The following is a 9,826-nucleotide window of genomic DNA, read 5'->3' on the forward strand; positions in this document are numbered from 1 at the left end:
CTCCGGGGGTAGTCATGACTTCTGCTGTCAGTTCCGCGTCCGCGGTGCGGGCGTTCCGAGCGGGCATCGCCGCGCTCGGCATCCAGGTGGGCGAGTTCGAGGCGGGCCCGCGCGATCCCGCGCTGGCGCGCCGCGCGTTCGAGGCCGCGACCACCGCCGATCCGTCGATGGCCGACGCCTGGCTGGGGCGCGCCGCCGCGGGTGAACCCTCCGCGGAGGTGCTCGCCGCCCTGCACCGCACCGCGGACGGCATCGGCGCCGCCGCGCGCGGCGCGGGCCTGCCGCCCGGCACCCTGGCCGGGTCCTTCGCGACCGGCATGTACGTGGACCATCCGCTCCGCGACGCCGCCACCGCCCACGTCGCGTACGCGGCGCGACTGCTCGCCGACGGCGGACCGTCGGCCTTCGAGGACGCCGAGCGCGCGCTCGACGCGGCCCCGCAGTGCCCGGTGGAGCGGTATCAGCGCGCGGTGCTGCACACCGTCGCCCGACAGTGGCCGGACGTCCTGACCGCCCTGCGGGGCGTCGCGGACTGGGAGGACGCGGTGCTCGCCGCCGCGGGCCGCACGCTCGCGGGATCCGCCGCCGCGCAACTGGGCCGGTTCGCGGAGGCGGCGCGACTGCTGGCCGACGCCGCCGAGGGGCCGGTACCCGGCGCCGCGGCCGCGGCCCGGTACTGCCACGCGCTGGTGCTGCGCGAACAGGGCGACGAACCGGCCGCGCGGGACCTGCTGGAGCGGGCGGCACCGTCGTACCCGCCGGCCGATGCGGCCCTGCGGGACCCGAACCACCGCCTCGTGCTCGCCCCTCCCGACGCGCCCGCCGGGCCGGAACCCGCGGCGGAGGACGGCGAGGCGCTGCTCGCCGACGCCGCGGCCGAGCTGGAGCGCCAGGTGGGGCTGCGCGAGGTCAAGGACCAGGTGGCCCGGCTGCGGACCACCATGCAACTGGCCAAGGTGCGCGCCGAACGCGGCCTGGCCGGCGGCGACCGGTCGCTGCACCTCGCCTTCACGGGTCCGCCCGGCACCGGCAAGACGACGGTGGCGCGGATCGTCGCGCGGATGTACCGCGGCCTCGGGCTGCTGCGGACCGACACGGTGGTCGAGTGCTCGCGGCGCGACCTGGTGGGCCAGTACCTGGGCGCCACCGCCCTGAAGACGAGCGAGGTGATCGACTCCGCGCTCGACGGGGTGCTGTTCATCGACGAGGCGTACACCCTTGTGCAGGAGGGGCTCTCGGGCGGCGACGCGTTCGGCCGGGAGGCCGTGGACACGCTGCTGGCGCGGATGGAGAACGACCGGCACCGGCTGGTGGTGATCATCGCGGGCTACGACGGCGAGATCGACCGTTTCCTCGCCGCCAACGACGGCCTGGCCTCCCGATTCGGGCGCCGCATCCGGTTCCCGGGGTACTCCCCCGGGGAGCTCGCGGAGATCGGCGCCGCCATGGCCCGCTCGCGCGACGCGGTGCTCACCGGCGAGGCGGCCGCCGTCCTCGAGGCGTGCTGCGCGGGCATCGCCGACCGGCTGGACCGGCTGGGCAACGGCCGGTTCGTGCGCAACGTGATCGAGGCGGCGGAGGAGGAGCGGGAGGTGCGGCTCGCCGAATCCGGGGTGGACCTGGCCGGCGTGGACGAGGCCGTGCTCATGCGGATCGAGGCCGCCGATATGGCTCGCGCCCTCGCCGTACTGACCGGCGAGGGGTGAACCGGCTAGATCGAGCCCGCGACGTTCGCGGCGTAGGCGTCGCTGCTCGACGGGCCCGTGCCCGTCATCATCAGCTCGTCCGCCAGCCGGTCCGCGGCCTCGAGGTCGATCCCCGTCTCCCGCTGGCTGTGCACGATGAGGGTCTCCGCGCCGAGGACGGGCTCGCTCCCGACGTACACCGTGCTCGCCACCGTGATCAGGTCGGTATCGGCCTTGACGATGTGCGACGAGAGGCGCGCGCCGACCGACAACACCTCTCCGATGTGCAGCGGCCGCAGGTAGGTGTAGGACTGCCCGGCGTGCAGGATCGCCGACAGGTTGCACCCGGGGAGAGCCTTGCCCACCAGCGCCGAGGCCGCCTGCAGCAGGGGCGCGCCGAGCAGGGTCGCGGGGACCGCGGTGTCGGCGGGGATCACGCGGCTGGCGGCGTACGGCACGTGCCAGGACCGCGTGGCCCGGGCGAAGGATCGCACCGACTCCGAACCGATTTCGTACGCGTCGGGAAACCAGATGTCCCACTCGTCGGCCAGGGCCACGGGCGTTCTCCTCGATGATGCGCCCTGTTCTACTCAAGAGCGACGACGGTCCAGAATAACCGACCCGGCGGTGCGATATCAAAACGTGCCCACCCGCCGACCGAGGACGCCCCCGGACCGGTGACAGGCGGGGCCGCCGCGATTACGGTCGGAACCATGTGGCGCACGAACTCCCTCCGGGTCGCGGTGGTGGGCGCGGGCATCGGCGGCCTCGCCGTCGCGTCCGGGTTGCAGCGCGCCGGCGCCGAGGTCATCGTCCTCGAGCAGGCCGCCCGGTTCCTGCCCCGCGGCTCCGGACTCTCCCTGTTCGGCAACGGTTTCGCGGCGCTGCGCTCGCTGGGTCTGGAGGAGCGGGTGCGGACCGTCGCGGCCGACGGTCCGCCGACGGGCCCCGTCGGGATCATGCGGCCGGACGGCGCCCACCTCGCGGTGTTCTCGCCGCCCACCGTCGCCGAGCTCAGGGTGATCGACCGCACCGAACTGCACCGAGCCCTCCTCGAAACGCTCGCACCGGACACGGTGCGGCCGGGCATCCGGGTGGAGGGCCTCGCCCGCGGCACCCTCGACCTGGGCCCCAGCGGGCTGCTCGAGGACGCGCACGTCGTGGTGGGCGCCGACGGCATCCGCAGCCGGGTCCGCGGCAGCCACGCCGGCGACCCGGGCCCCGCGTACTGCGGGTACGGCGCGTGGCGGGGCATCACCGACGGGCCGGTCGTGCTGCCCGACGGTGGCGAGACCTTCGGGCGGGGCGAACGTTTCGGCTACATGCCGCTGCGCGACGGCAGGGCCTACTGGTTCGCGGTGCGCCCGTCGGCGAGCGACGAGGGGCCCGAGCCCGGCGAGCTCGCGGAACGCTACGGCGACTGGCACGCGCCGATCCCCGAGCTCATCGCGAGCACCGACCCGCGGCGCATCGGCTATCAGCCGATCGAACGCCTCGCGCACCCGCTGCGGACGTACTCCCGCGGGACCGCGACGCTCGTCGGCGACGCCGCGCACGCGATGCCGCCCACTCTGGGGCAGGGCGCGAACCTGGCGCTAGAGGATGCCGCGGTCCTCGTCGCCCTGCTGCGTCCGCTGGTCGGCGACCCCGATCCGGGGACGGTGCCGGGGCAGCTGAGCAACTACGACAAGGCCCGCCGCAACCGCACCCAACGGATCGCCCGCCAGGCGCATCTCCTGGGCGCGGCGATGCAGTGGGACAACCCGCTGGCAGCCGCGGCCCGGGAGAAGGCGATGCGCCTCCTCCCCGACCCGATCGTCGACCGCGGGTTCCGCTCCGTGCTGCGCTGGTCGCCGCCGAACTGATCCGGCGGCGACCCGCGATACGTCAGAGGATCGGCAGCACGTCGAGGAGGCCGCCGACGAGCCCGTGCGAGCCGCCCTTCTCCGCGGCGCCGGATCCCGCTCCCGCCGAGGCGGATCCCGCGCTCTCCGACGAGGTCACCGAACCACCCGAGGATGCGGCTCCGCCCGACGACGCCCCGCCGGAGGACGATGCCCCGCCTGAGGACGATGCCCCGCCCGACGCCACGGACTGGCCGCCGTCGATCCGGGCGCCCGCCGAGCGCGGCGAGCTCACCGACGCCCCGCCGCCCGAGCCCGACGCGGATTCCGTCGCCCCCGAGGCGGATTGCGCGGCACCGCCCCCGGCGCCCGAGCCCTGGGCCGCATACCCCTGCGCACCGGAACCCTGGGCAGCGGCCCCCTGGGCACCGGACCCGGCCGCGCCTGCGCCCGTCCCGGCGCTGCGCGATGTCACCTGCCCGCCGTTGCTCGCGGAGGCGCCCGAGGCAGCCTCCGCGTCCGCGACCGCGTCCGAGTCCAGCGAGCCGACGCCCGCGGCCGACGTGGATCGCGATGCGGCGCCGCCCGCCTGAGCTCCCGAGCCGCCCGCGCCCTGCGCACCCGCGCCACCGGACCCACTGCCGCCCGCACCGCCGGCGCCGTTCGCACCAGCGCCGCCCGCGCCCTGCGCTCCCGCACCGCCAGCGCCCTGTGCTCCCGCACCGCCAGCGCCGTTCGCACCAGCGCCGCCCGCGCCCTGTGTTCCCGCGCCGCCCTGTGCTCCCGCGCCGCCCTGTGCTCCCGCGCCGCCCGTCGTCTTGCCGCCCGTCGCCTGGCCCGCGCCGACGCCCGGCCCCGCGGTGTTCCCGCTCGGATCGCCGCCCGCATTCGCCGCACCGGCGAACCACATCGACCCCGCCGCGAGCGCCGCCGTCGCGGCCACCGAAACCTTGACGCGCGAGACTGCGGCCGCGGTGGCCCGGCGGTGCTTCCCCGTGTAAGCCATGAGAATCCCCTTCGATTAATTTATCGTGTACGAGATTGAATTCATTGTCGCGTTCGGAAAAGCGCGAAGAAGGCACACGGAATCCCACTCGGAACATCACGCCAATGCGCGAACAATTCCGAGAGATGCATTCATGATCGGGTCGGCGAATACGCCCCACGACGCTCGCCAGCAGAGATTTCTCGACCCGCGGCGATCCCACCGCGGCGTCAGACACCCTCGATCACGCACGTGATATCGCCTGTGGGCGACCATCATCGCACGTCAAAACCCTGCTAACCCTGAAAGCAGGATGATCCTATGTACAACCGCAAAGAATACTGGAGGTGGTTCGCGGGCCCCCTTCGCCTGCCGTCGATTCCGGTACGCACAAACGACACTATCCGCGCGAATGCGACGGGAAAACCCTTTTGCTCCGCCGTTACCGCGGTCGTTATCAAGTTGAAACAGTGGCGCGAGAGAGTGCTGTGATTCAAGGAAACGGATATGCGAACGACGTCAGAGAATGAGGATGGCCTAAGTGATCCGTCGCCGACCCGCGGGGCCGAACGTCACAGGTCGGACATTTGCCATCGGCAGAAGCGGCCTATGCGCGTTGCGCGGCCGTCGGGGCCCGCATCCGCGAATCGCGCGCCGGATACGCCCGGATGCCTGTGGAAGGCTGTGCGGCCGACGGACATCCGGGAGGGGCGAGTCGGACCGTCGGCCCGCAGCCGGTCAGTAACCGGCGTCGACGGCGCGCTGCATCGCGGACAGCACCGCCGGATCGAGCTGCTGCCCGCCCGCCTGGGACTGGTCGATGATCTGCTGCGCGAACGACGACGCGGCCCCGCCCGGCTCGGTCACCTTCGGCGCGGGCTTCGGCGCGGGCTTCGTCACCTTCGGCCCGGGCTTCGTGACCTTCGGCGTCTGCTTCGGCGCGGGCTTCGGCGCCGGCTTGCTCACCTTCGGCGTGGGCGCGGGCGTCTTCGGGGCGGTGCGCGGGGTGGGCGCTCCGAGGTTCTTGCCGCAGGAGGACCAGGCACCCTTGCCCTGGCCCGCCAACACCTTCTCGGCGATCGCGATCTGCTGCGCCTTCGTGGCCTGATGCGCGACGGGGGCGTACTGCCGGCCGCCGTACGCGTTCCACGTGGACGGGCTGAACTGGAGACCGCCGTGATAACCGTTACCGGTGTTGAGGGACCAGACGCCGCTGGATTCACACGCGGCGACCTGCTCCCACTGCGCGTCGGTGGCGGCGTTCGCCGAGGGCGCCGCGAGCGCCATCCCGGCACCGCCGAGAAGCGCACCCGCTGCGGTGACCTTGGCGGCGGAGAGGCGGGTGTTCGACTGCTTGCGGTGGCGTCCCGGCATTGCGCGGCTCCCTTCGACTCCCGCCTCCCGGCGGGCAACGACGCGCCCGAGCGGCTCCAGGCGGCGATTCACGGTTGTCACTGCAAACTAGCCGTGACCGAATCGTGTTGCAACCGTGACACGGCGGCCGGCCTCCTCGCGCGGCAGATACGTGCAGGTCAACGCACCTTCCGGCGCGTGTGAAGGTTCGGTGAAGGTCACGTCCCGCTCGCGCCCCGCATCGTCGCCGATGTGCATCAGCAACGCGAAATCCGGCGATCACCGTCGGGCAGCCGGCCGGCGCGGAAGCCCGGGCGGCGGACCGTCGGGCGCTCTAAGCTTTTGCAGTTCGCAACTCCGCGAACCCCGGACCGATCGGAGAACCGCCGTGCCCCACGTGACCACCGACGACGGCGTCGACATCTTCTACAAGGACTGGGGAACCGGGCAGCCGATCGTGTTCAGCCACGGCTGGCCGCTGTCCGCCGACGCCTGGGATCCCCAGATGATGTACTTCCTCGCCCACGGCTACCGCGTGATCGCGCACGACCGGCGCGGCCACGGCCGCTCCGAACAGGTCGCCGACGGGCACGACATGGACCACTACGCAGACGATCTCGCCGCCCTGGTCCGCCACCTCGACCTGCGGGACGCGATCCACGTGGGGCACTCCACGGGCGGCGGCGAGGTGGCCCGGTACCTGTCCCGGCACGGCACCGCGCGCGCCTCGAAGGCAGTGCTGCTCAGCGCCGTCACCCCGGGGCTCACCCGCTCGGAGAACAACCCCCACGGGCAGCCGGTGGCGATGTACGACCTGTTCCAGCAGCAGGTCGCCGAGAACCGCGCGACCGCCTACCGCCATGCGGCGATCCCGTTCTACGGCTACGACCTCCCCGGCGTCATGCCCTCCCATCCCGTGCTCGACAACCACTGGCGCCAGGCCATGATGGGCTCGGTCAAGGCGCACCACGACTGCATCGTCGCGTTCTCGAAGACCGATTTCACCGCGGACCTGCCCGCGATCGACGTGCCCGCGCTGGTGCTGCACGGCGGCGCCGACCAGGTGGCGCCGGCCAGGATCACCGCCGAGCGGGCAGCCGCTCTGCTGCCGGACGCCACCCTGAAGATCTATCCCGGCTTCCCGCACGGCATGCCGATCATCAAGGGCGCGGTCATCGATCCCGACCTGCTGGAGTTCTTCCGCGACTGACGCCCGCGACGCGCGAGGGCCCCGCACCGGCGATCGGTGCGGGGCCCTCGGAAGCGTCTACGCGGGAGGCTATCCCAGGCGCTGCTTGAGCGCGTCGAACTCGTCCTTGACGCCCGTGGGCAGGCGGTCGCCGACGAACTCGAACCACTCCTCGATCGACGGGATCTCGTCGCGCCACTCGTCGACGTTCACCGCGAGCGCCTCGGCCACGTCCTCGACCGGGGTGTCCAGGCCGGTGAGGTCCAGCTCCTCCGGGGTGGCGACGATGCCGACCGGCGTCTCCTTGCCGGCCGCCCGGCCCTCGATGCGGTCGACGATCCACTTCAGCACGCGGCTGTTCTCGCCGAACCCGGGCCACAGGAACCGCTTATCGGTGCCGCGGCGGAACCAGTTGACGTAGAACACGTCCGGCAGCTTCGACGAGTCGGCGTTCTTGCCGATGTCGAGCCAGTGCTCGAAGTAGTCGCCCACGTTGTAACCGAGGAACGGCAGCATCGCCATCGGGTCGCGGCGCACGGTGCCCACCTTGCCCTCGGCGGCCGCGGTCTGCTCGGAGCCGACGGTGGCGCCCATGAACACGCCGTGCTTCCAGTCGCGGGCCTGCGTCACCAGCGGCACCGTGGTCTTGCGGCGGCCGCCGAACAGGATCGCCGAGATCGGCACGCCCTGCGGGTCGTCCCACTCGGGGGCGATCGACGGGCACTGCGACATCGGGGTGGTGTAGCGCGAGTTCGGGTGCGCCGCAACGGTGACGACGCCGTCCTCACCCTCGGCGGCCGAGCTCTCCCAGTCCTGGCCCTTCCAGTCGGTGAGGTGCTGCGGCGCGGCCGACATGCCCTCCCACCACACGTCACCGTCGTCGGTCCTGGCGACGTTGGTGAAGATGGTGTTGCCCTGGTCGATGGTCTTCATCGCGTTCGGGTTGGAATCCATCGACGTGCCCGGGGCCACGCCGAAGAAGCCGAACTCCGGGTTCACGGCGTACAGCCGGCCGTCGGCGCCGAAGCGCATCCAGGCGATGTCGTCGCCCACGGTCTCGGCGCGCCAGCCCGGCAGGGTGGGCTGGATCATCGCGAGGTTCGTCTTGCCGCAGGCGCTCGGGAACGCGGCGGCGATGTAGTAGACCTTGTCCTCCGGGCTGATCAACTTGAGGATCAGCATGTGCTCGGCGAGCCAGCCCTCGTCGTGCGCCATGGCCGACGCGATGCGCAGCGCGTAGCACTTCTTGCCCAGCAGGGCGTTGCCGCCGTACCCCGATCCGTAGGACCAGATCTCGCGGGTCTCCGGGAAGTGGGTGATGTACTTGGTCTCGCTGCACGGCCACGGCACGTCGGCCTCGCCCGGTGCGAGGGGCTTGCCCACGGAGTGCAGGCCCTTGACGAAGAAGCCGTCGTCGCCCAGCTTCTCCAGGACGGCGCTGCCCATGCGGGTCATGATCTTCATCGAGACGACCACGTACGGGCTGTCGGAGATCTCCACGCCCAGCTTCGGATCGTCGGCGCCCAGCGGGCCCATGCAGAACGGGACGACGTACATGGTGCGGCCCTGCATCGAGCCGCGGTACAGATCGGTCATGGTGGCCCGCATCTCGGCGGGGCGCACCCAGTTGTTGGTCGGGCCGGCGGCGTCCTTGGTCTCCGAACAGATGTAGGTGCGCGACTCCACGCGCGCCACGTCCGCCGGATCCGACAGCGCGAGGAACGAGTTCGGCTTCTTCTTGTCGTTGAGCTTGGTGAAGGTGCCCGCGGCGACCATCTCCGCCGTCAGCCGGTCCCACTCCTCATCCGAGCCGTCCGCCCACACGACGCGATCGGGCTGCGTGAGCTCGGCGACCTCGCGCACCCATTCGACCAGCTTCTCGTGCTTCGTGGGGATCGCATCCCCGTCCAGGCCCGGAATGGTTGCAGAGGTCATGTGTTCGTCTCCCGAGATCTCGTTCAGTACTGATGCCAGTGTCACACATCACGCGAGGCCACAGAACCGGGGGTGACGTGCGACATCTCACATCACACTCGCCCGCGGAGCGCTCCCCCGCGCGGCGGGCGCAACCATTTCCGCGACCTGCCGGTTCACCCGCCCAGCGGCCCCCGGTCGAGCGGCCGCCACTCGCCCCCGTCGAACCGCCAGGTCTCGAACGTCCCGTCGGGCTTGATGCGGTGGTACACGTCGGCGACGCCGTCCGCATCCAGGTCCGTGAACACGGCGGTGCCGCCGGGCCCCGAGAGGGTGCCGGTGTCGGCGAGGCCGTCCCCGTCGGTGTCGAGCGCGTGCACGTCGAACCACCCGCCCTCCGCGCTCACCCACAGGCCGCCCGGCGACGGTGCCTCCGCGGGGACGGCACCGTCGAACAGGTCGGGGCCGAAGGCGTCGGCCCCGAACAGGCCGAAATCAGGTCCCATCCCCGGCTCCATACTCATTGGACGCACCGGCGCCCCGATCGGTTCCCCCGGGTTCCGGGCCGCGGGCGAGCCGCAGCGCGGCATCGGACTCCGCGGCGACCAGCCCGGCCGCGAGCTCGAACTCCACCCGCTGCCGGTGCGCCGCGGCCGCGGAATCCGCCCACGCCCCGATCCGCGCCCGCTCGGTACTGCGCCGGCGCACCCGGAGCAGCTACAACGCCGCGGCCAGCCCCACCGCCAGGCTGATCGGCAGCGCCAGCCAGCGCAGCGTGCCGAGCGCCTCCAGCGGCGCCGCGACCGCCCGGCCGATGCCCAGCCCCGCGGACGCGCCGAGAACCAGCACCGCGGCG

9 protein-coding genes are annotated in these 9,826 nt (G+C 72.4%); 3 read left to right on the forward strand and 6 right to left on the reverse strand.

Annotation, left to right across the window (positions count from 1 at the left end):
- The first annotated feature begins 14 nt into the window (after positions 1-14).
- Positions 15-1,706 (forward strand): type VII secretion AAA-ATPase EccA, encoded by a 1,692-nt coding sequence (gene eccA / locus BN39_RS04770; RefSeq protein WP_040765876.1) that lies wholly within the window; start codon positions 15-17, stop codon positions 1,704-1,706.
- 5 nt (positions 1,707-1,711) lie between these two features.
- Here the strand turns inward: eccA and BN39_RS04775 are convergent, their stop codons facing one another.
- Positions 1,712-2,242 (reverse strand): MaoC family dehydratase N-terminal domain-containing protein, encoded by a 531-nt coding sequence (locus BN39_RS04775; protein WP_019201221.1) that lies wholly within the window; start codon positions 2,240-2,242, stop codon positions 1,712-1,714.
- A gap of 156 nt (positions 2,243-2,398) precedes the next feature.
- On the opposite strand from BN39_RS04775, the gene BN39_RS04780 reads away from it, so the two are divergent.
- On the forward strand, positions 2,399-3,550 hold the full coding sequence (locus BN39_RS04780; protein ID WP_019201222.1) for an FAD-dependent monooxygenase: 1,152 nt from the start codon (positions 2,399-2,401) through the stop codon (positions 3,548-3,550).
- 22 nt (positions 3,551-3,572) lie between these two features.
- On the opposite strand, the gene BN39_RS04785 is transcribed toward BN39_RS04780, so the two are convergent.
- Positions 3,573-4,535, reverse strand: a complete 963-nt coding sequence (locus BN39_RS04785) for a hypothetical protein (protein ID WP_051158826.1) — start codon at positions 4,533-4,535, stop codon at positions 3,573-3,575.
- 717 nt (positions 4,536-5,252) lie between these two features.
- Positions 5,253-5,888, reverse strand: a complete 636-nt coding sequence (locus BN39_RS04790; protein WP_019201223.1) for a transglycosylase family protein — start codon at positions 5,886-5,888, stop codon at positions 5,253-5,255.
- Positions 5,889-6,255: 367 nt separating this feature from the next.
- Here BN39_RS04790 and BN39_RS04795 point away from each other — a divergent pair, with 367 nt between their 5' ends.
- Positions 6,256-7,077, forward strand: coding sequence for an alpha/beta fold hydrolase (locus tag BN39_RS04795; RefSeq protein WP_040765879.1), 822 nt, complete (start codon positions 6,256-6,258; stop codon positions 7,075-7,077).
- A gap of 69 nt (positions 7,078-7,146) precedes the next feature.
- Here the strand turns inward: BN39_RS04795 and BN39_RS04800 are convergent, their stop codons facing one another.
- From BN39_RS04800 to BN39_RS04810, 3 genes are all read right to left on the reverse strand, one after another.
- Entirely contained in the window at positions 7,147-8,991 is a 1,845-nt protein-coding gene (locus BN39_RS04800) for a phosphoenolpyruvate carboxykinase (GTP) (protein ID WP_019201225.1), read from the reverse strand.
- A 155-nt stretch (positions 8,992-9,146) separates the two neighbouring features.
- Positions 9,147-9,476 (reverse strand): DUF6802 family protein, encoded by a 330-nt coding sequence (locus BN39_RS22055; protein ID WP_019201226.1) that lies wholly within the window; start codon positions 9,474-9,476, stop codon positions 9,147-9,149.
- Entirely contained in the window at positions 9,466-9,678 is a 213-nt protein-coding gene (locus BN39_RS04810) for a hypothetical protein (protein WP_019201227.1), read from the reverse strand. Before BN39_RS04810 ends, BN39_RS22055 begins: the two co-directional genes overlap by 11 nt.
- Positions 9,679-9,826: the final 148 nt, after the last annotated feature.

This window comes from Tsukamurella sp. 1534 (assembly GCF_000312385.1).
GTDB lineage: Bacteria > Actinomycetota > Actinomycetes > Mycobacteriales > Mycobacteriaceae > Tsukamurella.